The organism is Bacillus sp. HMF5848 (genome assembly GCF_003944835.1).
GTDB lineage: Bacteria > Bacillota > Bacilli > Bacillales > HMF5848 > HMF5848.
In genome coordinates this window covers 3,462,207-3,487,999 of record NZ_RWIV01000001.1, presented here as the reverse complement: position 1 = coordinate 3,487,999, position 25,793 = coordinate 3,462,207, and the positions used below count along the sequence as shown (strand labels likewise).

Sequence of the window (25,793 nt, the reverse complement as noted above, 5' to 3'; positions counted from 1 at the left end):
AAATCTAGTATTAGGTGAGGAGAAGGCTTTGCAACGATTTAAAGGAAAGCTACCAATCATATGGATAAGTATATTTACATTGTGGGCCAAAACAACATTTGCTGTGTTTTATATTTTTCATATTCACACAGAGGATAGCTTACAAGTAGCAACGATATTAATTAATCCTTTGGCACCGTTGCTATTGCTTATGTCATTAGCTTTATTATTTGTTGGTAAGAAAAACGCGGCCTTCATAGCCATAGCGATTAATTTAGCTGTAACACTGTTATTGTATTTTAACATTGTGTATTATCGTTTTTTTAACGACTTTTTAACGATCCCGATTTTGCTTCAATCAAACAATGCTCGTGACCTCGGCATTAGCTTATGGAAGTTGTTAGAGCCTGTTGATATCCTGTTTTTTATAGATATTATAATAGCATTTTGGTTAAAAGGACGTATGAGAGCTGTACTTCTTTTTCGCCCTAAGGTCGGATTAAGTTTAGCCTGTATACTATTCTTCATTAATCTTACGACCGCTCATATTGACCGACCCGAGCTGTTAACACGTTCATTTGATCGACAAATGCTAGTGCGTAATCTTGGTATTTATAATTATGTAGTATATGATGTCCTTCTGCACGGTCAAACAAAGATTCGAAGAGCTGCCGCTAGTGAAAGAGACTATGATGAATTAAACAAGCACGTGCTATCGGATACGCCTGCAAACCCTGCATATTCTAGTATTGCTAAAGGTAGAAATGTGTTTGTTATTTCACTAGAATCAACACAAAGCTTTGTTGTGAATGAGTATGTAGATGAACAGGAGCTTACACCATTTTTAAATGATTTAATTACGGAAAAAGGTAGCTATTACTTTGATCAGTTTTACCATCAAACAAGTCAAGGAAAAACGTCGGATTCTGAGTTCATTATCGATAATTCTTTATATGGGTTACCACGAGGAGCCGTGTTTTTTACAAACCCTCAAAATAAATACAATGCACTACCAAAACGCGTCAAAGAGGCTGGATATACAACCGCGGTGTTTCATGCAAATAACAAAAGCTTTTGGAACCGCGATGTGATGTACCCAGCGCTTGGCTACGACCATTTTTTTTCGGAAATGTATTACACTATTACGAAGGAAAATTCAGTTGGATGGGGATTGAAGGATGCGGACTTTTTCATGCAGTCTCTTGAGTATGTAAAAAAGCTACAACAGCCGTTTTACGCAAAATTTATTACACTCACGAATCATTTTCCTTTTGCACTTGCTGCAAAGGATGAAATTATTCCTGAATGGAATTCTCCTGATGGGACTGTTAATCGTTATTTTACAACTGTTCGCTATCAGGATGAGGCGCTTAAGCAGTTTTTTGATGCGATAAAAGCAAGTGGATTGTATGATAATTCTATATTCATCATATACGGTGATCATTACGGCATATCAAAGAATCATAATAAAGCGATGAGTACGTTTTTACAAAAAGATATTACGGCGTATGAATATATTCAGTTGCAAAAAGTCCCGATGCTAATTCATGTTCCGGGGCTTGAAGAGACAAAGACCGTGTCAACAATTTCGGGACAAATTGATGTGAAACCAACGATTTTGAATTTACTTGGTTTAGAGCAAGGACATATACAATTTGGTACAGACTTATTTGCAAGCAATCGTGAAGAATTAATCATCTTACGTGATGGAAGCTTTATAAGTGATACATATGTATATACAAATAATCGTTGCTACAGCCATCGTACGTCAATGGAGACAAACATGCATTATTGTGAACCTTTTTTTGAACATGTAAAGGAAGAACTTGAATTATCTGATAAAATAATTTATGGGGACCTTTTACGTTTTGCAAATTGATTATATGTTAACTGGGGGAGCTTCATGAAAATTGATAAAGTAATTATACAAACACTTCAGATGCCTCTGAAGTTTGCCTTTGAAACGAGCTTAGGAAAGCTTGTTGAAAAAGACTTTTTACTCATTCGTCTTTATGCAGATGGAGTGGTAGGATACGGCGAAAGTGTGGCTATGCCATATCCTATCTATAACGAAGAAACAACAGGGACCGTTTTACATATGCTTGAGAAGTTCTTAATCCCAGCCTTGATGGGGCGTTCGATTGAGCATCCTGATGAAGTAAGTCAACTCTTTGCTTTTGTGCGTGGGAACCGTATGGCAAAAGCGGCGCTTGAAGGAGCAGTATGGGATGCGTACTGTAAACAAAAAGGCATTTCATTAGCGCGGGAGCTTGGGGGGACTCAATCGGAAATAGCCGTCGGTGTCAGTTTAGGGATTGAACCAACAGTCGATAAACTTTTAGAAAAAATAGACGGTTATGTGAGAGCTGGCTATAAAAAAATAAAAGTAAAAATCAAAAAGGGTTGGGATATAGAGGTAATTCGTACCATCCGTGAAGAGTTTGGCTATGATTTGCCATTGATGGCCGATGCCAATTCTGCATACAGCCTAGACGATATAGATCATTTACAGCAGCTTGATCCATTTAAGTTAATGATGATTGAACAACCTCTTGGTCACGATGATATAATCGACCACGCCAAGCTGCAAGCACAACTATCAACACCTATTTGTTTAGATGAAAGCATTCTTTCAGCTGAGGATGCTCGTAAAGCGGTTGAGCTAGATGCATGTCGCGTTGTAAATATAAAAATTGGCCGTGTAGGAGGCATTTCAGAAGCGAAAAAGGTACATGATGTTTGTGCCGCTGCTGGTATACCTGTGTGGTGTGGCGGCATGCTTGAGGCGGGTGTGGGTCGCGCGCACAATATTGCCATTACATCATTGAGTCATTTTACAATCGCAGGAGATACATCCGCATCCAATCGCTATTGGCATGAGGATATTATTGCTCCAGAAGTCATATTATCACGCCCTGGAATGCTTGCTGTTCCAGAAGGAGCGGGTATTGGGTACGAGCTTAATGAAAAGGTTATAGCTAAGCATGTAGTGGCTGAGCGAATCTTTGAATGAAGTTTGCGACTTAGTTAGTTGGTATAGCGCGTGAAATAGGGTATCCAGTGGGCAAGTTAGCTTTTCCGACGCACGCTGCGTCAGCGCGCAAGTTAAGGCCTCTTGCTGCTAGTTTTGTGGTTTACTGCATTGAGTAGTCTTTCTTTGATGAGTAGGTTCTTACATTTATATTTTTATAGATAAAAGGAGCGTTAGGTTACAATGCTAGATAAAGTGAATAGTTGGGTTAAAGCTAACAAGCAGCGAGTGCTTGCAACACATGATTTTTTACATACACATGCTGAGGTAAGCTGGAAAGAATTACACACAACAGATTTTTTACAAAAGCAACTGAATAGCTTGGACATTGAATCGTTGACATTTGAGGAGCACACAGGTGTAGTGGGACTGTGGGGCGACAGTCAGTCCGCGAAAAAAATCGGTATACGTGCCGATATGGATGCTTTGTGGCAGCTTGTTGATGGTTCGTGGCAGGCTAACCACTCGTGTGGCCATGATGCGCACATGACTATGGTGTTATACGCCATCACTTGCTTGAAAGAATGTGGCTATACACCGCCTGGGCAGGTGAAAGTTGTATTTCAGCCAGCTGAGGAGACGGGAAATGGGGCAAAGGCCATTTTAAAACGCGGGATTCTAGATGATTTGGATGCTCTTGTAGGCATTCATGTCCGTCCCATTCAAGAAATGTCGTATGGAAAAGCTTCTCCTGCCATTTATCATGGAGCCACAACATTAATGAAGGGGCGTATCTTCGGTGTACAGTCCCACGCTGCACGTCCTCACCTTGGCGTGAACGTTATTGATTCGTTCGCCGCTATCGTGGCAGCCGTGAATGCTATCAAATTAGATCCAACTATTGCATACTCGGCTAAGGTAACGACTGTTCGTGCTGGCAGTGACAATATCAATACTATCTCTGATTTTGCTGAATTTGGAATTGATCTACGTGCGCAAACGAATGAGGCGATGGAGCAGCTTGTTACCAAGGTGACAGACGCGATTGTCGCAGCTGGAGCAGCGAATGGTGCAAAAGTAGAGTATGAGATTGCCGCAACCATGGTTGCAGCTGAGCCTAATGAAGGAATGGAGAAATTAGTAAGTACGGTTATCACGGAGGTTCTTGGAAGTGATGCGCTCGTTGCGCCACCTGTAACACCTGGTGGTGAGGACTTTCATTTCTACGCTACAGAACTACCACATATTCAAGCGACATTAGTCGGGCTTGGAACGGATTTGGCACCAGGCTTACATCATCCGAATATGACATTCAATAGAGAGGCTATTTTGGATGGTGTGAAAATATTAGCATTAACGCTAGTAAAATGGTTTGAAGAGCAAGGGAAGTAAGCTGATGCTGAATTTACCGACCACCCCGCAGAAAGCGAAGCGCAATGTAGCGGAAATTCAACAACTATGTTGTACAGAGGCGTAAAACAAAAGCAGAAGGTGTATTTTTCGTACCTTCTGCTTTTTATTCATCGATAAATCGTTGTTCAAACTGTGACATCTCCACACTACGTAATTTAATGAGCTGAAGTGTAATTTGATGACGTAAATCTTCTTCACTCGTAAAGTGAAGTGTAACGATAGAGCTGTAATCGGTATAGGCGCTGTATACCTTCAATTCGACTGTGCTGTCTGTAAGCTCTAGAATCTTGTAAAATGGATGCTCCCATTCAAAAAATATGTTTGAAATCAAATCGTTTGTCATGTTATCCCCCATATTTAGTGTGGTTACCTTATTTTACCCTTTTATAGAAAAATTGTGTATGGTTTTTAGTGATTTAATATTAGCCGGGAGATAGTAAGTACAATTAATCTCGAATTATACCAACGCTTGATCGAAAAATAGCGCCGTATTCCCTTTCAAAATCGTCGATTTAGTTGGAGAGGTAGAGGTTCATCTGGAGAGAACTATTTTTTAGTATGCTTCCTTTTTTATTTATTAAATTTAGAAACTAATAATGAATGATTTTGTACTTAACGAAATGCATGTGAAAAAAGGTCAGCTTTTACTGACCTCTCTGTTTTTAATAATCCTTACTAACTCTTTGTTCTTGTTTTTTTAAGGCAAGTTCTTCAAGACCGTTATGTGCAAATTCTACATCTGTTTTTGGTAACGCCTTGTTATTTTTAATTTCTTTGTTCTTCTTTTTTGACATGCTTTCACCTCTTTTTAATTTTTTGTTCGAAGTAGATACCTTGAAAATGGCATCTATACCTATTTATTTTGCTTTCTTTTTCGGGAAGCTATGCCTGGAAAGTCTCTTTTTTCAAATGCCACCGCCGTTTGGTCGGTAGTTCATTTATAAAAAGATATATGAACAATCGAGCTCGTAAATGTAGACTAAGTTTGCATACTTACGATTTAACTTCAATAATGTCCCGTACTGGAATGGATTCATCATTAATAGTAATACGTTGCTGATAAGCATCTAACTTAGTTACGATACCATTAATGGTAATGGGATGGTATTCATCGAATAGTACTATAGTGACTGGTGTTTGGAGTTCGTATGAGTCTAGCAATGCTCGTTCTATTTCCTGCTGCTTATCTTCATCAAGCAACGGTCGTTTTCTTTTCTCAATATGTGCTAAATGATGAACAAACTCTTCCTTATGTTCAGGTAGCATCATACGGGAGCTTTCCCATATTCCGTTCCCAATGAGCTTTTTCATATATGCGGGGAAGAGGTCCCCTTCACTCCTTTCTCTTACGTAGTCGTAAAGCAGCAATGCAATGCAATGTGCGTACTTTAAGTAAAGACAGTACCCCACAATATTCACTGAATGCTTTCTTCCACTTGTTTTATTTATAATGCCCGCCAATCTTTTGCGTGCGGTCTTTTAGTTGGCTTGCTGTTTTCAAAGAAACAGCGCGCATAATGGCTGTGTCTCCGTACTTTTGTTTAATTAAATCTGTTGTTCGTTCCAATTCGCGATATGTTTCGCGTTGATCAAAAAGCATGAGCTGGTATTCGTTATCTAGTTCAAGCTCGGTGAGAGATACGCCGATACGACGAATCGGATAGTGTTGCCAATGCTCCATAAATAGCTTTTTTGCTACCTCGTAGACGATGTTAGTCGCATTTGTGGGACACGCCATTTTCACTTGGCGATGGAAGCCTTGTGGATTGTTAAAGTCGGCTCCTTGGCAGCCCACGCTGACAACCCAGCCCATTTTGGATTTATTTCGACATCTGTTACACACTTGCTCTGTTAATTCGAGCAGGACGATTAGAATGTCCTCTAATGTTTTATAATCGCGAGGCAGTGTCATTTGATGGCCAACGCCTTTTTGGCTGTTATGTGTTTGGGGGGTTACCGCGGAATTATCAATACCGTTAGCAATTTGCCACAACACACGTCCGTTGACTCCCCAACGTTTTTCGAGCAATGGCAAGGGTGTTTTCGCTAATTGACCAATGGAGCTAATGCCCATGCGGATAAAATGCTGTGTCATTCTTGATCCAACCATGAACATTTTTTGAATGGGCAGTGGCCAAAGCACGGATTGCAACTCGTCTTTTTTTAGATAAAAAACCCCTTCTTTATTTTTTTTAGCAAAATTATCACACGCCATTTTAGCTGTGACTTTTGAGTAACTAATGCCGACACGAATGTATACGCCTGTTTCATTCCACACCTTTTGTTGCATTGCTTTCGCAATTGTTAATGGGTCCCCGAATAGTCGCTGACTACCTGTCACATCGATAAATTGCTCATCTATGGAATACGGCTCCACTAAGTCAGAAAACGTTTGGAAGATCCGGGAAATTTGTAGTGATACACGAATATAGTCTTGCATACGTGGACGTACCACAATCGCTTCGGGGCATTTACGCAATGCTTCACCAAGTGGCTCCGCTGTCGTGACTCCATATGCTTTGGCGAGTGGGCAAGCAGCTAGTATAATACCACTTCGCCGCTTTGGATCACCTGATACTACAAGAGGTTTGTCACGATATTCAGGATGAGCTGCTTTTTCAACACTAGCGTAAAATGATTGACAGTCTGCTAGCATAATGATGCGCTCGTTTGACATTTCTTATCGCTCCTTTGGTACGTGTAAATAGCTACTCATTTTTATAACCACTTCAGCCTTCAATAAGCGCCATAGCATCTCGAAACTATGGTGATAGCCCCGGCATACATACGCTACTTGAATACCATTTTCCGTTCGTGATTGCTCATATATTTTAATGCCGATTTTCCGTAACATAGCTTTTATGCTAGTTAAATCTTTAATAATTTGTTGCTGAATGCAGTGTAGCTGCTTTATATATAACGGTAGTAATTTCAGCTTCATGTTAGGTAAACGTTCTATTTCATGGTCGAGTACAGTTAGCAAAATGGATAACACAATATAGTCCTTAACCATCTGTTCCTCATCTTTTGAAAGTAAGGGAGAATGATGGGACATGTGGTTCACACAGCTCGCTTCCTTACAGTTGCAGCTAGAACATTTTTAAGCGCAAATATTCGAGGTGCACGCTTTGTATAACAATACGCATACAGCCGTTCGTTTTTGATCTCCCGAATAGTAATAGTGCGTTGCGACAACCGATTGAGGCGGTCCATATAAATAATGTCTAGCTGTTGTCCTATATGTTTTTCAAATAATACAAGCATGTTCATCCCTCCTGCAGGAACGTTAGTTCGTATTAATATTATATACCGAACATACGGTCTATATGCAAGTGGAAATTTGTGTAGGTTGCTCATGTGTGTGAAAGCGATATAATGGAGAAAAAAGGAAGTGGGAAAATGTGTGGTCGTTTTACATTAACTGTTACGCTTGAAGAATTGTTGATGCGGTATTACGATGCCAAATCCGTCACCCCTTTTCACACACCGCGATATAATATTGCTCCTACCGAAATGGTCACCGCTGTTATACACGATGGACAGACAAATCGAATTGGCGAGCTACGTTGGGGACTCGTTCCGTCATGGGCAAAGGATGATAAATTTGCGAGTAAGATGATCAATGCACGAAGTGAGACAATCACTGAAAAACCAGCTTTTAAGCGTTTAGTAGAGAAAAAACGTTGTATTATTCCTGCGTCAGGTTTTTATGAATGGAGAAAATTAGAGTCTGGTGAAAAGCAACCGTATAAAGTAACAATAAAGGAAGATTCAGTACTTAGTTTAGCTGGCCTGTATGATAGCTGGCTTGCTCCTAATGGACAAACCATTCATACCTGTACGATTATTACGACTGAGGCAAATAGGATAATGGCACCGATTCATGATAGAATGCCGGTTATTTTAAGTAGGGAATCTGAACAATTGTGGTTGAGCCGCGATAATCAAGATAAACAACAAATATTGTCGCTCCTTTGTCCCTACTCCTCTGAAAACATGGTGGTAACAACAGTACATAAAGAATTTTTTAAAAAGAACTTAGGATAAGAAAAATAACCTATATATGGTAAAAAAGGGCCAATTTTTTGACAATATAATACGTATGTCGAGGTGAGCCGAGTATATATTACAAGAAAAAGTAAAGTGAATATAGTGTAAAGTTAACAAATCAGTGCATAACACGTATAAAGTACCTATTTCATAATGGTTTGGGGAATGTTAAATTTTCAGAACATTCGACATAGTATTAAAGGAGAATAGTATATTATAACTATATGTTCGTTAAAAGAAACGTTCAGAAACACAATATAATAGGGGGCATATACGTGGAGAATGCAGTATTAAATCATAATACGTTGGATGAGGAATGGGTACTTTTAATTCTTGAAGCATTAAATGCAGGTATTAGTCCAAAAGAAATAGAAACGTTTTTTGCTGAACATAAAATTAATATAGTAGAGAAATAAATTTAATATAAATAACCTTGATGACATACACTTTCTTTCTTAATATGCTATAATTTTCTTAATTAGAAAAAGAAGGTGAGTACATAACATGATTGGGGATCGCTTGAAGAAGTACCGATTGCAAAAAGGGTTATCGCTGAGTGAGCTTGCTGAACGAGCAGGTGTAGCAAAGTCGTACATAAGCTCAATAGAGCGAAATCTTCAAACAAATCCATCTATCCAATTTCTCGAAAAAGTGTCGACGGTTTTAGATATACCGTTAAACTCGTTATTGTACGATGATACTGAAATGGATGATAATCTTGACCAAGATTGGTTAAAGCTTGTTAAAGATGCGATGGACTCAGGTGTCTCAAAAGATGAGTTTCGTGAATTTCTTGAGTTTAATAAGTGGAAATTAAGAAAAGAATAAGTAAAAGTAAAGTAAAAGTCAGGGAAGTTACCTGGCTTTTTCTTATGAAAGAATGAAGATAAATTTGTTGTTGGGTTACTCACCACAATGTATAATAGGTATAAAGACCTATTGCAAAGGGAGGGATGGAACATAGAAGTGTTCGTGGCAAGACAACCAATTTTTACTCTATCAGGTGAAGTGTATGGATATGAATTATTGTATAGAAGCAACGGGGTAGTGAATGCATTTTCAAATGCTGATGAGAATGTTGCGACAACGGATGTTATTATTAATAGTTTTTTAAATATCGGAATAGAGAAGCTATGTGAGGGGAAAAAAAGCTTTATTAATTTTACCGAAAAACTACTAAGTATGGAAATACCACAATATTTCTCGCCACATAGCTTAATTATAGAGATTTTAGAAACAATGACTATCACAGAAGAGAATTTGGAGATTATTGGCCAACTGAAGGAATTAGGCTATCAAATTGCTCTAGATGATTACAACATAAAAAATAGAGATATGCTACGTTTGTTAAAGTACGCCGACATTATAAAAGTCGACTTTTTAAATACAACCTTGGAAGAAAGGCGTGAAATTGAAGAGCTGGCTAGCCAATTTAATATTAAGCTTCTTGCCGAAAAGCTAGAAACTGATAAGGAATATAGACAAGCCGTGGAAGCTGGATATAAATACTTTCAAGGGTTTTTTCTTAGCAAGCCGTCTATGCATTCGTCGAGAGATATTCCACAATATAGCCATACATACTTTGTTATTATGGAAGCATTTGATAATGTGGACCCCGATATTGATTACATTGTAAGGATCATTGAACAAGATGTATCGCTTTCATATAGGCTGTTAAAGTTAATAAATTCGCCTGCATTAAAACCGCGTTATGAAATTAAATCTATTAAACAAGCTGTAGTGTTAATAGGATTAATAGAATTAAGAAAATGGATCTTCTTCCTGGCAATACGAGAGAGCTTTTTAAATCAAACGGTAGTCAATCAAGAAATAGTAAAGGAAAGTTTAATTCGCGCAAAATTTTGTGAACTATTAGCAACAGATATTAGTGTGCAAAAACATGAAAATTCTAGTTATTTTCTTGTGGGACTCATGTCATTAATGGATAAAATTATGAAGGCGAACTTTCACGAAATTTTATCGGATTTACCACTTACAGCTGATATAAAAGGGGCTTTAGTTGGTGAACTAAATACGTATCGAAAAGTATTAAATATCATCGAAGCAATTGAAAAGGCAGATTGGATTAAATTACAACAAGCTATTACAGCGCTAGATGTTAGTGAGGCTTGGGTACATCGCGCTTATAAAAATTCTATAAAGTGGTCGAACGAAATTAAAATATTTGAATGAATTTTACTAATTCTGTTGAAAAGGTTTACAAAATTGTCTTTACATGTTATACATGCCGTAGTTTACTAAGGGTAAAGGAGGCGAAAGTATGGCATTTTTTCGTGTGAATGGATACGACTTGTATTATGAATTACTAGGAGATCAAGATGCAAATGAATGTGTGATGTTTTTTAATGGAGTTATGACAACAACTGCTAGTTGGGCTTTGTACTATCCATTGTTTGAAAAACAGTACAAAGTATTGTTGCATGATTTTAAAGGGCAAATGAAATCGGATAAACCACTTGGACCTTATTCGTTTCAAGAGCATGCTTCTGATGCAATGGCGTTAATGAAAGAGCTTGGGATTGAGCGTGCACATTTCATCGGGACATCCTATGGCGCCCAAGTAGCGTTGCGATGTGCAATTGAGAATCCGGAAGTCGTGCAAAGTTTAGTTATCATTGATGGGACAAGTGAAATAGATGAAACAACAAAGCTATTTGTACAAGGTTGGAGAGAGCTTGCCAAACAAGGCATAGGTGAAAAATTTTTCTGGGGAGCCGTGCCATCACTGTACGGCAGTGAGTTTGTAGAAGCAAATCTTGAGTTTTTACATGAAAGAGCAACTATGTTAAACCAAATTGAAGCGGATTACTTTAAGGGACAAATGGCTTTATATGATACTTTTATTAACGATAGTAAGGTGACAGAGGAATTACATAAGGTTACATGTCCTACACTAGTTGTGTATGGAGAAGAGGACATTTTAACACCCCGTAAATTTTCAGAGATTATAGTAGAACATATACCGCAGGCCGAATTCGCTGTTATTCCTGGATCCGGGCATGTCACGATTTTTGAAAAACCGAATATCATCCAAAGCTTAATGCTTGGATTTGTTATGAAACAAAAATAGGTTGGCCGTAGCCAGCCTTTTTTTGTTAATAGAGAGTATCAAATTTTTTTCGAAACTTATGCTTTCCTAACGCATAAGTGCAACTACGCCTCTGTCTAAGCCTTAAGGCTCGCCAATCGGCGTGTTTTCTTTGTTGTACATTAGAAAGTGTAAAGTTTTGAGCCTAGATTAATTTCTGGCGGGGGCTAGTGTTGTTTCGCCTGCCTCCATGCGCATAAACCAACTGCTTTGTGTACGTATAAATTAGAGGTTTTTACGCATAAACCACAGAACTTTACGCATAAACCAGAGGGTTTTACGCATAAACCTCAAAAATTGGCGCATAAACCTTGAAATTTCACGCATAACCTTATAATCACAAACAATTTTTATAAAAAACTACCCGCTTTTTACGTCCTCTTACGATAGTCAGCCATTGATTGATATGGCTATCGCGCTTCCTGTGTCCTCTTGCTCTGCGCCGTTAAGTAGGGTTGCCTTCCATTTTTTCGTGTCGAGAGCAAAAGCTAATATTCTTTGGCTTCTGAAACTTTCAACTCCTATAGGTTGATTTAGCTATAGCTCAAACTAGATGTCGAGGAAAAGTAATCTGGATAATCTGTTATAATACCGTCTACGTGAAGGTTCGCTACCCGGTTGTATGCATCAACAGAGTTAATAGTCCAGACAAAGCTATTACAATCATGGGCTTTAATACGAGTTAATAAATCAGAAGATGCGATAAATTGGTTTGGGTTAATATATTTACAATATTTTGCCAATGTAGCTAATTTGGTGTCATCTAATGTAACAGACGTTAAAAAGCCAGTAGGAACGGCAGGAAGCAAAGAATGGAATTTTTTAATGGATTGAGCATCAAAGGATTGCACAATAATGGAGTGGTCACCTTGCTCATGTAAATGGTGCTTCTTCAGCTGATCAGCCAAGGCAGATTCAATGCCAGGGTATAATACAGGATCTTTTAGCTCGAGTAATAGACCAATCTTTCCAGCATATTTTCGTAAAAATTGCTGAAGTGTTGGGATAGTTTCTGTGTGATATAAGTATGGGTTAAACCAGCTACCGGCATCTAATCGGCGTATTTCTTGTAACGTCATATTCATAACAGTTCCATGTCCGTTGCTTGTTCTAGTAACCGTAGGGTCATGTATGAGGATGAGCTCGCCATCTTTTGTCATTTGTATATCAGCCTCGATGTAATCAGCCTGCTGCTCAATCGCTTTATTAAAAGCTGCAAATGTATGTTCAGGGGCATAGCCTGAAGCACCACGATGGGCAATGACCTTTGGTTTATGTGACGTTTTAAGCTGTGGAGGAACAGTATCTGTTATAAAAAAAATGATAGATAGTACGAGTAATAGAGCAAGATTCATGAAAGAGCCCTCCATTTGCAAAATAGGTACGCTTATACAATATGCGATTTTTTTCGGAAATGTATGGGCTATAATCATAAAAATCAGCGTTAAAAGAGGACAACACAGTGGAAAAACATAACAAGCACCCTCTTTGAGAGGGTGCTTGTGGGAAATTATAGTACAGCTCCACCATCTACACTTAATACGGTGCCTGTGATAAAGCGTGCTTCATCTGAAGCAAGAAAAGCGTATGCATTTGCAATATCTTCAGGATAACCAAGTGAACTAAGCGGTGATTTCGATTTCATCATCTCAAGTACTTTTTCTGGCATCTTTTCTGTCATAGGTGTCATGATAAAGCCAGGAGCGACAGCGTTTACACGAATATTAAAACGACCTAACTCTTTCGCCCATGTTTTTGCCATACCTATTACACCCCATTTTGTAGCGGCATAATTTGTTTGACCAAAGTTTCCATATAGACCGACAATAGAGGATGCATTTAGAATAACGCCACCTTGCTGCTCTTTCATTTGACGAGCAGCGGCTTGACCAACATTGAACACGCCTTTTAGATTTACATCAATAACACGATCCCATTGACTTTCTTCCATTTTTAAAAGCTGTGCATCTGCTGTAATACCAGCGTTATTAATAACGATGTCAACACGACCAAATTTTGCAACTGTATTTGCGATCATGTTATCCACTTGCTCACGGTCTGTTACATTAACGACCATAGCTACAGCGTTGCCACCAGCTTCTTCAATTTCTGAAACAGTCTTAGCAATATCCTCTTCATTTAAGTCAGCCACCACTACTTTTGCGCCTTCAAGAGCAAACTTTCTAGCAGTCGAAGCTCCAATACCACGTCCGCCTCCTGTTACGATAGCAATTTTGTCTTGTAATCTCATAAATTATTCCCTCCCAATTTTAAATCTCATATATTTACATGCAAGTTTCTTGCCAACTTTATAGGTTTGTATTTTGTTTAGTATGAAACACTCGTTTTAGTGCGATGAAGGTGTGGTTTGGTGCGATGAGCCCTAGTCTTAACATGCTGTTATCCTTTTTGTTAAGAGTTAGAAAAGAGGCCATTCAAGACTAATCGTCATCATCATAGGGTGTATGAAAAAGAGACACCTCTTTTTTAAAAGAAGGCTAGTCTTAGTTATGAAAAGTTGGCATATATTTTGCATGAGTAAAAGTGAATATAAAGAGGAGGGATTTCATTATGAGAGAAGTCGCTATTATTGGAGCAGTTCGTACACCGATTGGGAGTTTTGGGGGAGTGTTCAAAAATGTATCAGCCGTAGATCTTGGTGTAGTAGCAGCAAAGGAAGCAATGACTCGTGCAAATGTGACACCAGATATGATTGATGAAGTGTTAATTGGGAATATTTTGTCTGCGGGGCTCGGACAGAATGTGGCAAGACAGGTTGCCATCCATGCAGGAATACCAAATACCACACCTGCTATGGCAATTAACAAGCTGTGTGGATCTGGTCTTCGTACGGTATCTATGGGAGCGCAATTTATCATGCTAGGTGATGCTGATGTAGTGTTAGCTGGTGGTATTGAGAGCATGAGCCAATCTCCATATGTGATGCCGGGTGCTCGTTGGGGACAACGACTGGGAGAAGGAAAGCTTGTTGATACGATGGTGTATGATGCTTTAACTGATGTGTTTGATCAAACTCATATGGGTATAACAGCAGAAAATATTGCAGAACAATGGGGTCTTTCACGCGAGGAACAGGATGCATTTGCAGCGGAAAGTCAGCGCCGCGCCGAGGTAGCGCAGAAGGCAGGCCGTTTCCAAGATGAAATTGTGCCAGTCACAATTCCACAGCGAAAAGGTGAACCAATTGTTATTACAGACGATGAATATCCAAAGCATGGCACAACAGTAGAGAAACTCTCAAAATTGCGCCCTGCTTTTAAGAAGGATGGAACCGTAACAGCAGGAAACGCAAGTGGTATTAATGACGGAGCTGCTATGGTCGTACTCATGGCAAAAGAAAAAGCAGATGAGTTAGGTATTAAACCATTAGCTGTGATTAAATCGTATGCATCTGCAGCGCTCGATCCAAAAATCATGGGCTATGGTCCTGTACCAGCGACTCGCAAAGCACTTGAAAAAGCTGGCTTAACAGTGGCCGAGTTGGACTTAATCGAAGCTAACGAAGCATTTGCAGCACAATCTTTGGCTGTTGTGAAAGACTTAGAATTAGATGTTGAAAAAGTCAATGTGAACGGCGGTGCCATTGCATTAGGTCACCCAGTTGGTGCCTCTGGGGCGCGCGTACTAGTCACACTTTTACATGAAATGCAAAAACGCGATGCGAAAACAGGACTTGCAACTCTGTGTGTGGGCGGAGGTCAAGGTGTATCGCTTATTGTAGAAAGACCGTAGATTACTAACTTTTTAGGTAATCAACTGGTTGTGGTTTTGCGACCTTAATCTGCAATTTTCTTAGTTTGTTCATGTATATAGTGCAAATATATATAAACATACGTGAAGTTGCGCGAATAGAGTAGAAGGCTGCGCAAATACGACGTGAAGTTGCGCGAATAGAGTAGAAGGCTGCGCGAATACGGTGTGAAGTTGCGCGAATAGAGTAGAAGGCTGCGCAAATACGACGTGAAGTTGCGCGAATAGAGTAAAAGGCTGCGCGAATACGGCGTGAAGTTGCGCGAATAGAGTAGAAGGCTGCGCAAATACAGTGTGAAGTTGCGCGAATAGAGTAGAAGGCTGCGCAAATACGACGTGAAGTTGCGCGAATAGAGTAAAAGGCTGCGCAAATACGGTGTGAAGTTGCGCGAATAGAGTAAAAGGATGCGCAAATACAGTGTGAAGTTGCGCGAATAGAGTAAAAGGATGCGCGAATACGGTGTGAAGTTGCGCGAATAGAGTAGAAGGTTTGCGCAAGCACAGACAGAAGTCGCACTATTATGTATTTACTACAGTATTCCCCCACCACTAGTCAAAAGATTAGTAATCTTTTACAATAGAAGTAGAAACAACAGGAGAAGGGGTGGGGGCGTGATTCGAGTAGGCGAGCCGTTATCTGATGTGTTAGTAGATACTTTAGATACTATTTTTGATCCGATTGCTGTACCGATTATTATAGTCGATACCGATACAACAGTAGTTATGATAAATCAAATTTTTGCTGATTTCTTAGGACAACCTAAAGAGGAGATAATCGGGAAAAAGGTGCTGGAAGTCGATCACAATTCACGGTTTCCGTATGTGTTTAAGTCAAAGCGTCCAGAAATTGCTTGGAAGCATAAGTTTTCGAATGGAAAAACAGCGATTGTTCACCGTATTCCTGTCCTAGATGAGAATGGAGAAATAGCCTATGGCTTTGGTTTAGTTCTATTCGAGGACGTAAAGGAATTTAAGGATATTATTGAGAAAAATAAACTACTAGAATCGGCTCTTACGTATGCAAATAAGCAATTAAAAGAGATTTCAGGTGCGAAATATACGTGGAACAATATTTTAGGTTCTAGTGATAAAATGGTACAGGCTATTTATGTGGGACGACGGGCCGCTCTTACAAAATCTAATGTTCTTTTACTTGGAGAAAGTGGGACAGGAAAAGAATTATTTGCCCATGCCATTCACCAGGCTAGTAACAGAAGCTATGAGCGTTTTGTGAAGGTGAATTGTGCTGCAATCCCTGCAGAACTGCTAGAATCTGAGTTGTTTGGCTACGAAGAAGGGGCCTTTACAGGAGCCAAAAGAGGTGGCAAGATCGGAAAGTTTGAGCTTGCTAATGGTGGTACGATTTTCTTAGACGAAATTGGCGATATGCCACTTAGCATGCAGGCAAAGCTGTTAAGGGTATTGCAAGAAAAGGAAATTGAGCGTGTTGGTGGTACAAAAATAATTCCAATTGATGTAAGGGTTATTGCTGCAACAAACAAAGACTTAAAGCAAATGGTAGATGAGGGTACATATCGAGAGGATCTATTTTATCGACTCAATGTGATGTCAATAGAAATTCCGCCACTACGTGAACGAGAAGGGGATTTAGAACCGCTCGTATATAAGTTGTTGGAAAAGCTATCAGAACAGTTAGGTAAATATGTAAATCGTATAGAGAACGAAGCCCTAAAAGCTATGCAGGACTACTCATGGCCGGGAAATGTCCGGGAGTTAGAAAATGTATTAGAACGAGCGATTAACCTTACCGACAGTGAAACAATTTTGCCGATTCATCTACCGTATTATATTACAGAGGTGAAACAAGAGCAGACTCTTTCAAAACAAGGAAGAACATTAAAGGATTTTGTAGAAAAAACAGAAAAAGAAGTATTGCAATACTATATACAAAAAACAGGTGGAAATAAAAAACAAACAGCAAAGTTACTAGATATTAGCCGTTCAAGCTTATATGAAAAACTAGAAAGATACGGTTTAGAATAAAAAGTGTCCGAAAATCAGACACGTGTCCGGATTTAAAACACAATTACTGTAAGCGATTTCAATTTTGACTGGTTGCTACTTAGCAACTAGTTTTTTTTTGAAACAATTTTTGATGGCATTTTTTATTGGTTTCAATTGTGTATGGTTTTATGACGTCCTTTTTATGCAACGCTGTAATTTTCCTAAAGTTTAAATAAAGGTTTTTATAGAAAAAATATTTCTTTTTGCAGAACTTGGCATGGTTTTTGCATATATGAGGGTGAGTGTATAAGGAGGGATGTACATGGCAGAGCTTTTTCAAAGTATAATAGCAGGTTTGGAAACAGGTAGCTTATATGCTCTTGCAGCATTAGGGCTTGTATTAATTTATCGAACTTCCGATGTAATTAACTTCGCCCAAGGTGAAATGGCTATGTTTTCGAGTTTTGTCGCATTTACAATTTTTCAAAACAACATGCCTTATGTAGCAGCATTTTTCGGAGCCATAATATTTGCTATTTTTCTTGGTTTCGTCGTCGAACGAATATTTATCCGTCCGGCTTCAAAGGCAAACATTGTAAGTAAAATGATTATCACATTGGGTCTTATTATGATTTTTAACGGGTTGGCCTCAGCAATTTTTGGAACAGATTCGTATCCGTTCCGAAAAGCAATTACGGCAGCCAACTTACAAGTTGGTGAAGTTATTATCCAACCAAATGCTTTATTCATTATTACTGTTACCTTACTCGTCATGCTTATTTTATTCTATTTAATTCGAAATACGATGATGGGAATAGCGATTCGAGCTACCGCTCAAAATGAAACAACTGCAAAGCTAATGGGTATTCCAGTTTCACGAGTGTATTCGTTGTCATGGATCATAGCAACAGTGCTCGGTGCCATCGCAGGTGTGTTAATTGCACCAACAACAAATGTTTCCACATCGATGATGATGGAGGTTCATTTAAAGTCATTTGTCGCAGCTGTGTTAGGTGGTATGGGATCCTTCATTGGACCAGTTATTGGCGGCTTTATCATTGGTATATTTGATAACTTAGTAGGTTTCTATATTTCTTTGCAATGGCGCACGGTTATTGTATATGGTCTTTTAATTATCGTACTAATAGTGAAGCCAGCCGGCCTATTTGGCAAAACTCATCGGAAGAAGGTGTAGGCATTGAGAACATTACTAGCTAATAAACCATTTCAATATGTACTTGTGGGACTCGTCATCGCTCTCTTGCCATCCATATTTTCGTTTGAGCGATCACTATTGACAACGTTAAATATGATAGTTGTGTATGCGATAGTTGCTATTGGCTTTAATATTTTACTAGGCTATGCAGGGCAAATTTCATTGGGCCATGCGGCTTTTATGGGCTTAGGTGCATATGTGTCAGCCTATGTAACTAGTAACCTAGAGCTACCGTTTTTACTCAGTTTAGTTGTATCTGGTTTCATACCAATGGTTATTGGATTATTACTAGGTCTTGTTGCTCTTCGCTTAGAGGGACATTACTTAGCTATTGCTACACTGGGATTTGGTATTGCCATTCAACAGGTTTTTAAGGAATGGATTGGGTTTACAAATGGTTTTTCGGGTATGCGGGCTGATTACCCAATGCTCTTCTCGTTTGAATTTAAGGATCGGGAGCATTTTTTCATATTGGCAATTGCGATCCTCGTGTTGCTCGCAATATTTGCTCATAATTTCCTTCAATCAAAAACGGGGCGTGCTTTTATCGCAATGCGAGATAGTGAGCATGCTGCGCAAGCGATGGGTGTCAGTTTGTTTAAGTATAAATTGATAGCGTTTGCAATTAGTGCCTTTTATGCAGGAGTTGCGGGATCTTTATATATCCATCTTATTCGCTATACAGAGCCAAATCAGTGGGGGATAGACTTATCCTTGAATTTACTTGCCATGGTAGTCATTGGAGGATTGGCATCTGTTCCAGGAAGTATCATTGGCGCAGCCTTTATAGTACTTGTACCAGAAATAACGAAGGATATCGGCTTTTTAGAAGGGATTAAAAATGTATCTTACATTATAACCGGCTTATCGTTAGTGCTTGTTATTATGTTCTTCCCATATGGTTTGGCTCGTATATGGGCTCAGCTTAAAGCGACCATCTTTATGAAAAAAGAAAATAAAAGTAGCAATATACAGGCATAGAAAGAAAGGAGGGTATGCGCGTGAGTATGCTGAAAGTAGAAAATTTATCAATAAGCTTTGGTGGTTTAAAGGCTGTTGACTCGTTAAGTTTTGAAGTAGAGAAAAATAGTATATACGGTTTGATTGGACCAAATGGTGCTGGTAAAACAACTGTGTTCAACTGCATCAGCCGTTTTTATACACCGGATGAAGGTACATTAATATTTGACGGATCCATAAATCTTTTAAAAAGAAAAGTTCATCAAGTAATTGATGTAGGGCTAGTACGAACATTTCAAAATGTTGAACTGTTTAAGAATTTGACTGTTCTTGAAAATTTAATAATCGGGCAACATAACGCAACAAAGGGTGGGATATTAGCGCAAGGTTTTTCGCTACCATTTGTAAAACGTGAAGAAAAGCGTATACGTGAAAAGGCGTTAGAAATAATTGATTTTCTTGGGATTAGTGGGCTTGAAAATCAGTCCGCTGGTGCACAGCCTTACGGAATTATGAAGCTTATTGAGCTAGGGAGGGCTCTCATGTCCTCGCCTAAAATGATTATTCTCGATGAACCAGCAGCGGGGATGAATCAATCGGAAACAGAAGATTTAAAACGACTTATTAAGCGTATACGTGATGAATTTGATGTGACCATTCTCCTTGTTGAGCATGATATGAATTTAGTCATGGAGATTTGTGAGCGTATTTGCGTCATTAACTTTGGGGCAAAAATAGCGGAAGGAACACCAGCTGAAATTCAGAGCCATCCTGATGTGCAAGAGGCGTACTTAGGAAAGGAGGAAGAGGCCGGTGCTTAAGCTACAATCTGTTCAGGCGTATTACGGGTATATTCATGCGTTAAAGGATGTAAGCCTTTCTATTCCAGAAGGTCAAATTGTCACGTTATTAGGTGCCAATGGAGCTGGGAAAACTACGATTTTGAAAGTTATTTCAGGACTTTTAAAACCAAGTAGTGGATCGGTCACATTTGAAGATAAAACTATACAACAATTTTCACCAGAAAAAATTGTGCAAACAGGCATTGTGCAGGCACCTGAAGGAAGACAAATCTTTCCTGAGTTAACAGTAAAGGAAAATTTAAGAGTCGGGGCTTATAGTCGAAAGGATAAGAAGAATATTGAGGAATCACTACAAAGTGTATATCAATATTTTCCTAGATTAAAAGAACGAGAAAAGCAAATTGCTGGTACATTATCTGGTGGAGAGCAGCAAATGCTTGCCATTGGGCGAGCATTAATGGCAAAGCCGAAGTTATTGTTGCTAGATGAGCCGTCGTTAGGACTGGCGCCGTTAATTGTTAAAGACATATTTACCATTATAAAAGAAATTAATAAACAAGGAACAACGGTGTTTTTAGTTGAACAAAATGCAAATCAAGCTCTCGCAATTAGTCACTACGCTTATATTTTAGAAACAGGGCGTCTTATTCATGAAGGCCCAGCAAGCGAATTGAAAGATGATGAAAAAATTAAGCAGGCGTATTTGGGTAGTCATTAACAGGCATCAACTAAACAACTGTTTAGATGCATATAAAAGACATTAAAAAGTGAGGGATTACAAATGACAAAAGGTCTTAAAAAGATTTTAATGGGGGTTCTTGTATTTACGTTTGTGTTTGCATTAGCTGCTTGTGGAGGAAATGAAGCGAGTAATGAAGCAGAAGAGCCAGCGGCAACAACAGAGGAGCCAACAGATGAAACAAATACTCCTGCTGAAGAGCCAGCAAAAGTAGAATATGCGCAAGGTGTAACGGACGATTCGGTTAAAATCGGTACAATTGGTGTTATGTCAGGAGCCTTATCATTCATTGGTACACCTTACTTTGCAGGTATGGAAGCATACTTAGCAGAATTGAATGCCGCAGGCGGAGTAAACGGAAGAACAATAGAGCTTATTAAAGAAGATGATGAGTTTAAGGCAGACAAAGCCGTAGCTGCTATGGAAAAACTTATTTATGACGAAGAAGTATTTGCTGTTATTGGTCAATTAGGTACACCTGGAGTTATGGCAACTCAAACAATTGTTCAAGATGAGGGAATTCCATCTGTATATTTTGGATCAGGTGCTCATCAGCTAACAGAAGCGGGAGAAAACTTCTTCCCAGTACAGCCGAGCTATTATTATGAAGGAAAAGTGATTGGGCAATTTACGCAAGATGAATTTAATGCTGATAAAGTAGTTGTTATTTATCGTAATGATGATGTTGGTCGAGATGGATTAAAAGGAATTGAAGAGGCGTTAGCTTCATTAGGGAAAGCAGATGTGTTACCAGAGGACGGTAAATTAGCTGTAAACGCTGGTGACGCAGACTTTACAGTGCCTATCCAGAAAGCAAAAAGTTTAGATCCAGATGTAGTGATTCTATACGGTCTTGCAGGTGAAGTATCAGGTTTGTTAAAAGAAATTGAAAAAGTATCTTTTGATGTGCCAACAATTACAACATATTCAAATGCAGATGCATCATTCTTAGCAGTTGCAGCTCCTGGTGCTCCGAACATGATTACAAACCTGCATGTTATGGGCTGGTTAGAAGTTAATGATGAAAAGTTAAAGCCTTTAACAGACGCAATGGCAAAGCACTTCCCTGATGCACCACTTAACTCTTACACAATGGCTGGTTGGGTAGCAGCTGAAACATTCGTTGCTGGACTTAAAGCGGCTGGTGATAACTTATCATGGGATGGCTACATTGATGCAATGAACACACTTAGCTTCACAGAAGGTCTTGCACCTGAAATTGCATACTCTGAAGGCGTTCGCCTTGGTGTTACAAAGATGGCATTAAGTAAGGTTGTTAAAGATGACGCTGGAAACTATACTTTTGAACAAATGACAGACTTTAGTGAATTTAAATAAAAATAGACTGTGATATTCACTCGGAGGATTAGCAGGTGATAGCAATCTCCGACGAGAGAGTTCAAGAACCAAATAAAAAAAGGATGCCTTCCTAGCCGAAGGCATCCTTACAAAAACCTAATTCTATTTCTATTTTAACAGGATTAATTTGAGATGTATATACTTTGAATCGAGGTGGGATACGTGCCAAAAGTAGATGTAAATGGTATTCAGCTATATTACGAGATACATGGAGAAGGGCCGCCCCTACTACTTATTGAAGGATTAGGCTATGCCAGTTGGATGTGGAATTACAACGTGACAGAGCTTAGTAGGCATTTTTCGGTTATCGTGTTTGATAATCGTGGTGTAGGAAAATCTGATAAACCAGATGTTGAATATACGATTGAATTATTTGCAGATGATGCAGCGGAGCTTGTCAGAACATTGGGCTTTGAGAAGGTTCACGTACTTGGGGTGTCAATGGGTGGCTTTGTTGCACAAGAGTTTGCGATAAAATATCCAGAGATAGTGGATAAACTGATATTGTGCTCCACGTCCTTTGGTGGACCAAATATGATTCCTATTCCACAAGATACGTTAGCCATTATGATGAAAGCTGGCAGTGAAGATATGACAGTGGAGAATATGAAATATGGAAGCTCCACAGCTCTCAATGAAAGTACGTTAGCTGATAAAGAAGATGTATTGGATTGTATTGTAAAAAATAAACTGGATAGCCCACAACCAAAATTTGCGTATCAGCGCCAGCTTTTTGCAGGTGCTTCATTCAATGCAGAGGATCGTGTTGCAACAATTACAGCTGACACATTAGTTTTAGCTGGTAAAGGTGATCGTGTCGTTCCATATAAAAATTCATTTTTATTACAAGAAAAAATGCCACAGTCACAAGTAGCAATTATTGAGGACGGAGGACATGTATTTTTTATGGAACGTCCAGATGAAACAAATTCTATCATTATTAACTTTTTAAAGGATAATTAGGAGGTTTATAATATGAAACCGACTGTAGGTATAGTAGGAACGGGAATTTATATACCAGAGCCCCGCATGACAGCGAAGGAAATATCAGAAGCAACTAACGGGGTGTGGACGGAAGAAGCCGTTATACAGAAGTTAGGTATAACTGAAAAGCCTATTCCGGGTCCTGGTGATGGTACGCAAGAGATGGGTGTAAAAGCAGCGATTGATGCTTTAAAAAATACAGGTGTTAATCCGCTAGATATAGATTTAATTTTAGGGATTGGGGAGGAATGGAAAGAGTATCCTCTAACTACCTCAGCAATATATATTCAAGAAAAAATTGGAGCTACAAATGCATGGGCATTTGATTTACAGCAACGCTGCTGCACGTGTGTAGCTGCAATGAAAATAGCAAAGGATATGATGATTGCAGATGATGACGTTCAAACCGTTATGATTGTTGGTGGTTATCGTAATGGTGACTTCGTAGATTACACAGACCGAGCCATGTCGATGATGTATAACTTGTCTGCTGGTGGTGGTGCTATTATTTTACAAAAAAACTATAATAGTAATCTTCTATTAGGCTCACACATTATGACCGATGGTTCACTCGCACGTGATGTAGGTGTTGAATTTGGAGGAACTGAGAAGCCAATTACCCAAGATAATCTTGATGAAGCATATAAGTCTTTGAGAATCTTTGATGAAGCGCATATGAAGGGGCGCTTAAACGAAGTGTCGATGGATAATTGGATGGAATGTATTAACAAAGCTTTTGAAAAATCAAATATTGCTAAAGAAGAACTAGGCTACTTAGCTGTTTTACATTTTAAATATTCTATGCACAAATACATGCTTGATTTACTCGGACTAAATGAAGACCAATCTATTTATTTAACAAACTACGGACATATGGGGCAAATTGACCAAATTCTATCTATTCATCTCGCTTTACAGGAAGACAAAATTAAAGATGGGACAGTTGTGTCAATGATTGCTGCCGGAATTGGGTATGCGTGGGCAGCCAATGTCATTAAGTGGGGAGTGCATGAACAGTGAGTACAGTCGCCATGAAGGAAAAATTTCAGGAGTTGTATCGGTCGAAACAAGTTAATGTAGAGCAGGCATTAGAGCATGTTAAATCAAACGATCACATCGTTAGTGCGCTCGCGGCATCTGAGCCAAGAGAGTTTTTATCTAGGCTTCACACAATTGCCAATCGTGTGGAGGGTGTTGTTGTTTCAACATGTTTACCAATTTTAGATTACCCTTACTTTTCTGATCCGTCGTATTCAAATAGCTTTTTGATGGAAGGTTGGTTTTACACGCCGACGATGCGCAAAATGCATACTCAAAAAACTGTTTCATATATCCCGAACCATTTACATTTAGCAGGAACGAAGCGAGCTTTTCATCGTAAACCTAACATATTTGTAGGTACAGCTTCTACGATGGATGCGCAGGGCTACGTATCACTATCATTAGGTGTAACGTATGAAAAAGAAGTGGCGGAACAGGCTGACATAGTAATCTTAGAAATAAATCCAAACATGCCTCGTACATTCGGTGATACAACGTTACACATTAGTCAAGTAGATCATGTGATTGAAGTAGATTATGAAGTCCCACAATTCCCGGTACAAACGCCGTCAGAAAAAGATAGAGTCATTGGTAAATATATTGCCGATTTAATTGAAGATGGATCTACTATTCAGCTCGGAATCGGAGGGATTCCAAATGCTGTGTCTGCTGAGCTTTTAGGTAAAAAGGATCTCGGCATTCACACAGAAATGTTCACAGATGGCATGGTCGATCTATTTGAGGCTGGTGCTATTACAGGTCGTAAAAAAACGTTAATGCCAGGAAAGATGGTAGCAACGTTTGCTCTAGGTACAAAGAAATTATATGACTTTATTGATGATAACCCAGGTGTCATGATCATGAACGGAAGTTGGGTAAATGATCCATATGTAATTGGTCAAAATTATAAAATGGTTTCCATTAATACAACATTGGAGATAGATTTATCAGGACAATGCTGCTCTGAATCACTAGGTCATCGACAGTTTAGTGGAACAGGAGGCCAAGCAGATACAGCAATAGGTGCACAAATGTCTGAAGGTGGAAAATCTATCATTGCTTTATACTCGACAGCCAATGTTCGCGTGCCAGGGAGTGATGAACGCAAAACAATATCCAAGATTGTGACCCGTCTTGCTCATGGCGCCACTGTATCACTCTCACGCAATGACGTTGATTTCGTTGTAACAGAGTATGGCGTTGCTGCATTACGAGGTACTTCGATAAGAGAAAGAGTAGAAAAATTAATAGAAATTGCCCACCCTGACTTCAGAGACCAACTTCGCAAAGAAGCTGCAGAACTGATGATTTGGTAGTCTGCAGTAGCGAGACGAAAAGATAGTCAAAAATGGGGAGAGTGGCAGTTAGGTGTTGAGAGTCCAATCGGATATGAAATCGCGGCATCTTCATTATTTTTATAAAAGCAAGAACGT

General features: G+C 39.1%; 26 protein-coding genes. 18 read left to right on the top strand and 8 right to left on the bottom strand.

Features of this window, described 5'->3' with window-relative positions:
* Nucleotides 1–28: 28 nt before the first annotated feature.
* The 3 genes from EJF36_RS16745 to EJF36_RS16735 all read left to right on the top strand — a co-directional run bounded on the left by EJF36_RS16745 (nucleotide 29) and on the right by EJF36_RS16735 (nucleotide 4,342).
* Nucleotides 29–1,858, top strand: a complete 1,830-nt coding sequence (locus EJF36_RS16745) for an LTA synthase family protein (RefSeq protein ID WP_125907390.1) — start codon at nucleotides 29–31, stop codon at nucleotides 1,856–1,858.
* 24 nt (nucleotides 1,859–1,882) lie between these two features.
* The gene (gene menC / locus EJF36_RS16740) at nucleotides 1,883–2,992 is read left to right on the top strand and encodes an o-succinylbenzoate synthase (protein WP_125907389.1); all 1,110 of its coding nucleotides are present in this window, start codon (nucleotides 1,883–1,885) and stop codon (nucleotides 2,990–2,992) included.
* 201 nt (nucleotides 2,993–3,193) lie between these two features.
* Entirely contained in the window at nucleotides 3,194–4,342 is a 1,149-nt protein-coding gene (locus EJF36_RS16735; RefSeq protein ID WP_125907388.1) for a M20 peptidase aminoacylase family protein, read from the top strand.
* Between the two features lie 124 nt (nucleotides 4,343–4,466).
* On the opposite strand, the gene EJF36_RS16730 is transcribed toward EJF36_RS16735, so the two are convergent.
* From EJF36_RS16730 to EJF36_RS16710, 6 genes are all read right to left on the bottom strand, one after another.
* A complete protein-coding gene (locus EJF36_RS16730; RefSeq protein WP_125907387.1) occupies nucleotides 4,467–4,706 on the bottom strand; it encodes a hypothetical protein in 240 nt (79 codons plus the stop codon).
* A 319-nt stretch (nucleotides 4,707–5,025) separates the two neighbouring features.
* A complete protein-coding gene (locus tag EJF36_RS21910) occupies nucleotides 5,026–5,157 on the bottom strand; it encodes a hypothetical protein (RefSeq protein WP_260471927.1) in 132 nt (43 codons plus the stop codon).
* A 199-nt stretch (nucleotides 5,158–5,356) separates the two neighbouring features.
* Nucleotides 5,357–5,632, bottom strand: coding sequence for a YolD-like family protein (locus tag EJF36_RS16725; protein ID WP_185806944.1), 276 nt, complete (start codon nucleotides 5,630–5,632; stop codon nucleotides 5,357–5,359).
* Nucleotides 5,633–5,804: 172 nt separating this feature from the next.
* Nucleotides 5,805–7,040, bottom strand: a complete 1,236-nt coding sequence (locus EJF36_RS16720; RefSeq protein WP_125907385.1) for a DNA polymerase IV — start codon at nucleotides 7,038–7,040, stop codon at nucleotides 5,805–5,807.
* A 3-nt stretch (nucleotides 7,041–7,043) separates the two neighbouring features.
* Nucleotides 7,044–7,427, bottom strand: a complete 384-nt coding sequence (locus EJF36_RS16715; RefSeq protein ID WP_125907384.1) for a hypothetical protein — start codon at nucleotides 7,425–7,427, stop codon at nucleotides 7,044–7,046.
* Nucleotides 7,424–7,627 (bottom strand): hypothetical protein, encoded by a 204-nt coding sequence (locus tag EJF36_RS16710; protein ID WP_125907383.1) that lies wholly within the window; start codon nucleotides 7,625–7,627, stop codon nucleotides 7,424–7,426. The genes EJF36_RS16715 and EJF36_RS16710 overlap by 4 nt, the downstream gene beginning before the upstream one ends.
* A 111-nt stretch (nucleotides 7,628–7,738) precedes the next feature.
* On the opposite strand from EJF36_RS16710, the gene EJF36_RS16705 reads away from it, so the two are divergent.
* From EJF36_RS16705 to EJF36_RS16685, 5 genes are all read left to right on the top strand, one after another.
* The gene (locus tag EJF36_RS16705; RefSeq protein WP_260471926.1) at nucleotides 7,739–8,410 is read left to right on the top strand and encodes an SOS response-associated peptidase; all 672 of its coding nucleotides are present in this window, start codon (nucleotides 7,739–7,741) and stop codon (nucleotides 8,408–8,410) included.
* A gap of 278 nt (nucleotides 8,411–8,688) precedes the next feature.
* Nucleotides 8,689–8,829 carry an anti-repressor SinI family protein gene (locus EJF36_RS16700; protein WP_260471925.1) on the top strand — a complete coding sequence of 47 codons (141 nt, stop codon included), beginning with the start codon at nucleotides 8,689–8,691 and terminating at the stop codon, nucleotides 8,827–8,829.
* A gap of 88 nt (nucleotides 8,830–8,917) precedes the next feature.
* Nucleotides 8,918–9,241: a helix-turn-helix domain-containing protein gene (locus EJF36_RS16695; protein WP_125907381.1), complete on the top strand. Its 324-nt coding sequence runs from the start codon at nucleotides 8,918–8,920 to the stop codon at nucleotides 9,239–9,241.
* 138 nt (nucleotides 9,242–9,379) lie between these two features.
* A complete protein-coding gene (locus tag EJF36_RS16690; RefSeq protein WP_185806943.1) occupies nucleotides 9,380–10,606 on the top strand; it encodes an EAL and HDOD domain-containing protein in 1,227 nt (408 codons plus the stop codon).
* An 88-nt stretch (nucleotides 10,607–10,694) separates the two neighbouring features.
* On the top strand, nucleotides 10,695–11,504 hold the full coding sequence (locus EJF36_RS16685; protein WP_125907379.1) for an alpha/beta fold hydrolase: 810 nt from the start codon (nucleotides 10,695–10,697) through the stop codon (nucleotides 11,502–11,504).
* 551 nt (nucleotides 11,505–12,055) lie between these two features.
* Here the strand turns inward: EJF36_RS16685 and EJF36_RS16680 are convergent.
* A complete protein-coding gene (locus tag EJF36_RS16680) occupies nucleotides 12,056–12,877 on the bottom strand; it encodes a glycerophosphodiester phosphodiesterase (RefSeq protein WP_185806942.1) in 822 nt (273 codons plus the stop codon).
* Nucleotides 12,878–13,032: 155 nt separating this feature from the next.
* Nucleotides 13,033–13,773 carry a 3-oxoacyl-ACP reductase FabG gene (fabG, locus tag EJF36_RS16675; RefSeq protein WP_125907377.1) on the bottom strand — a complete coding sequence of 247 codons (741 nt, stop codon included), beginning with the start codon at nucleotides 13,771–13,773 and terminating at the stop codon, nucleotides 13,033–13,035.
* A 320-nt stretch (nucleotides 13,774–14,093) separates the two neighbouring features.
* On the opposite strand from fabG, the gene EJF36_RS16670 reads away from it, so the two are divergent.
* The 10 genes from EJF36_RS16670 (at nucleotide 14,094) to EJF36_RS16625 (ending at nucleotide 25,676) form a co-directional block, all read left to right on the top strand.
* Nucleotides 14,094–15,275, top strand: coding sequence for an acetyl-CoA C-acetyltransferase (locus EJF36_RS16670; protein WP_125907376.1), 1,182 nt, complete (start codon nucleotides 14,094–14,096; stop codon nucleotides 15,273–15,275).
* A 630-nt stretch (nucleotides 15,276–15,905) separates the two neighbouring features.
* On the top strand, nucleotides 15,906–17,297 hold the full coding sequence (locus tag EJF36_RS16665; RefSeq protein ID WP_125907375.1) for a sigma-54 interaction domain-containing protein: 1,392 nt from the start codon (nucleotides 15,906–15,908) through the stop codon (nucleotides 17,295–17,297).
* 283 nt (nucleotides 17,298–17,580) lie between these two features.
* The gene (locus EJF36_RS16660) at nucleotides 17,581–18,453 is read left to right on the top strand and encodes a branched-chain amino acid ABC transporter permease (protein ID WP_125907374.1); all 873 of its coding nucleotides are present in this window, start codon (nucleotides 17,581–17,583) and stop codon (nucleotides 18,451–18,453) included.
* Between the two features lie 3 nt (nucleotides 18,454–18,456).
* Entirely contained in the window at nucleotides 18,457–19,455 is a 999-nt protein-coding gene (locus EJF36_RS16655; protein ID WP_125907373.1) for a branched-chain amino acid ABC transporter permease, read from the top strand.
* Between the two features lie 26 nt (nucleotides 19,456–19,481).
* Entirely contained in the window at nucleotides 19,482–20,255 is a 774-nt protein-coding gene (locus EJF36_RS16650; protein ID WP_221760736.1) for an ABC transporter ATP-binding protein, read from the top strand.
* The gene (locus tag EJF36_RS16645; protein WP_125907371.1) at nucleotides 20,248–20,955 is read left to right on the top strand and encodes an ABC transporter ATP-binding protein; all 708 of its coding nucleotides are present in this window, start codon (nucleotides 20,248–20,250) and stop codon (nucleotides 20,953–20,955) included. Before EJF36_RS16650 ends, EJF36_RS16645 begins: the two co-directional genes overlap by 8 nt.
* 63 nt (nucleotides 20,956–21,018) lie before the next feature.
* On the top strand, nucleotides 21,019–22,314 hold the full coding sequence (locus EJF36_RS16640; RefSeq protein ID WP_125907370.1) for an ABC transporter substrate-binding protein: 1,296 nt from the start codon (nucleotides 21,019–21,021) through the stop codon (nucleotides 22,312–22,314).
* Between the two features lie 183 nt (nucleotides 22,315–22,497).
* A complete protein-coding gene (locus EJF36_RS16635; RefSeq protein ID WP_125907369.1) occupies nucleotides 22,498–23,298 on the top strand; it encodes an alpha/beta fold hydrolase in 801 nt (266 codons plus the stop codon).
* A 12-nt stretch (nucleotides 23,299–23,310) separates the two neighbouring features.
* Entirely contained in the window at nucleotides 23,311–24,339 is a 1,029-nt protein-coding gene (locus tag EJF36_RS16630) for a 3-oxoacyl-ACP synthase (RefSeq protein ID WP_125907368.1), read from the top strand.
* The gene (locus EJF36_RS16625; RefSeq protein ID WP_221760724.1) at nucleotides 24,336–25,676 is read left to right on the top strand and encodes an acetyl-CoA hydrolase/transferase family protein; all 1,341 of its coding nucleotides are present in this window, start codon (nucleotides 24,336–24,338) and stop codon (nucleotides 25,674–25,676) included. Before EJF36_RS16630 ends, EJF36_RS16625 begins: the two co-directional genes overlap by 4 nt.
* Nucleotides 25,677–25,793 lie beyond the last annotated feature (117 nt).

Bases quoted from the DNA above. Each gene is read 5' to 3' on its own strand.
- EJF36_RS16705 (WP_260471926.1), top strand. From the start codon at position 7,739: ATGGAGAAAAAAGGAAGTGGGAAAATGTGTGGTCGTTTTACATTAACT.
- EJF36_RS16685 (WP_125907379.1), top strand. From the start codon at position 10,695: ATGGCATTTTTTCGTGTGAATGGATACGACTTGTATTATGAATTACTA.
- EJF36_RS16680 (WP_185806942.1), bottom strand. From the start codon at position 12,877: ATGAATCTTGCTCTATTACTCGTACTATCTATCATTTTTTTTATAACA.
- EJF36_RS16670 (WP_125907376.1), top strand. From the start codon at position 14,094: ATGAGAGAAGTCGCTATTATTGGAGCAGTTCGTACACCGATTGGGAGT.
- EJF36_RS16735 (WP_125907388.1), top strand. From the start codon at position 3,194: ATGCTAGATAAAGTGAATAGTTGGGTTAAAGCTAACAAGCAGCGAGTG.
- EJF36_RS16730 (WP_125907387.1), bottom strand. From the start codon at position 4,706: ATGACAAACGATTTGATTTCAAACATATTTTTTGAATGGGAGCATCCA.
- EJF36_RS16720 (WP_125907385.1), bottom strand. From the start codon at position 7,040: ATGTCAAACGAGCGCATCATTATGCTAGCAGACTGTCAATCATTTTAC.
- EJF36_RS16725 (WP_185806944.1), bottom strand. From the start codon at position 5,632: ATGATGCTACCTGAACATAAGGAAGAGTTTGTTCATCATTTAGCACAT.
- EJF36_RS16695 (WP_125907381.1), top strand. From the start codon at position 8,918: ATGATTGGGGATCGCTTGAAGAAGTACCGATTGCAAAAAGGGTTATCG.
- EJF36_RS16710 (WP_125907383.1), bottom strand. From the start codon at position 7,627: ATGCTTGTATTATTTGAAAAACATATAGGACAACAGCTAGACATTATT.
- EJF36_RS16630 (WP_125907368.1), top strand. From the start codon at position 23,311: ATGAAACCGACTGTAGGTATAGTAGGAACGGGAATTTATATACCAGAG.
- EJF36_RS16650 (WP_221760736.1), top strand. From the start codon at position 19,482: ATGCTGAAAGTAGAAAATTTATCAATAAGCTTTGGTGGTTTAAAGGCT.
- menC (WP_125907389.1), top strand. From the start codon at position 1,883: ATGAAAATTGATAAAGTAATTATACAAACACTTCAGATGCCTCTGAAG.
- EJF36_RS21910 (WP_260471927.1), bottom strand. From the start codon at position 5,157: ATGTCAAAAAAGAAGAACAAAGAAATTAAAAATAACAAGGCGTTACCA.
- fabG (WP_125907377.1), bottom strand. From the start codon at position 13,773: ATGAGATTACAAGACAAAATTGCTATCGTAACAGGAGGCGGACGTGGT.
- EJF36_RS16660 (WP_125907374.1), top strand. From the start codon at position 17,581: ATGGCAGAGCTTTTTCAAAGTATAATAGCAGGTTTGGAAACAGGTAGC.
- EJF36_RS16640 (WP_125907370.1), top strand. From the start codon at position 21,019: ATGACAAAAGGTCTTAAAAAGATTTTAATGGGGGTTCTTGTATTTACG.